This is a genomic window from Actinomadura rubrisoli (assembly GCF_004349215.1).
Classification (GTDB): domain Bacteria; phylum Actinomycetota; class Actinomycetes; order Streptosporangiales; family Streptosporangiaceae; genus Spirillospora; species Spirillospora rubrisoli.
Genome location: NZ_SMKU01000755.1, coordinates 1 through 871, shown reverse-complemented (window position 1 = coordinate 871; position 871 = coordinate 1). Strand labels below are relative to the sequence as shown.

1 protein-coding gene is annotated in these 871 nt (G+C 78.1%); it reads left to right on the top strand.

Annotated features, from left to right (window positions below):
• The coding region (locus tag E1298_RS47290; protein WP_341770717.1) for an oxygenase MpaB family protein at positions 1 to 869 on the top strand (869 nt) is incomplete at its 5' end.
• Between the last annotated feature and the right edge of the window lie 2 nt (positions 870 to 871).

Below are 871 nucleotides of genomic sequence, written 5' to 3'. Positions count from 1 at the left end.
CCCCCGGGAGGTCCCCCGTGCCCACCGCACCCCAGGTCCCGCTCCGGGAGCGCCTCGCCGACCGGTCGGTGCTGCAGGAGCTGGCCGCCGAGCCGCTGGTGGTGCTCGGCGCCGGGCGCGCCCTGCTGATGCAGCTGGCGCACCCGGGTGTGGCGCGGGGCGTCGCCGAGCACAGCGGCTTCGCGGAGCGGCCGCTGGCGCGGCTGTTCGGGACGCTGGACTTCCTCCTCGTCGTCACGTTCGGCACGCAGGAGGACGTCGAGCGGATCGCGGCGAAGGTGCGGGGCGTGCACGGGACGGTGCGGGGCGAGGGCTACTCGGGCGGCGACCCGGAGCTGCAGATGTGGGTGAACGCGACCCTGATCGACTCGGCGCTGCACATCTACGAGCACGTGATGCGCCCGGACGGGGACGACCGGGGGCTGTCGGAGGCGTACTACCGGCAGGCGCGGATCGTGGCGGAGGTGCTGGGCTGCCCGCTGGAGGCGCAGCCGCCGGACCTGGCGGCGTTCCGCGTGTACATGGCGGAGGCGCTGGCGGCGCTGCGGGTCGGCGACGAGGCGCGCGAGGTGGCGGAGGCGGTGCTGCGGCCGCCGCGGCTGCGTCCCCTGGCGCCGGGCCTGGCGGTGTTCCGGCTGGTCACGACGGCGCTGCTGCCCGAGACACTGCGGGAGCAGTACGGGCTGCCGTGGGGCCGCGACCGGCGGCGGATGGCGGAGCTGGTGCTGCGGACCGCCGCCGGCGCGCACCGCGTGACGCCCGCCCCGCTGCGGCGCCCGCCGCGTCCCCTCCTGGTGCGGCTGGCCCGGTACCGGGTCGACCGGGCGATGGCGCACCGCCGCGCCCGCCGCCGCGCCGTCCGCCCCTGACC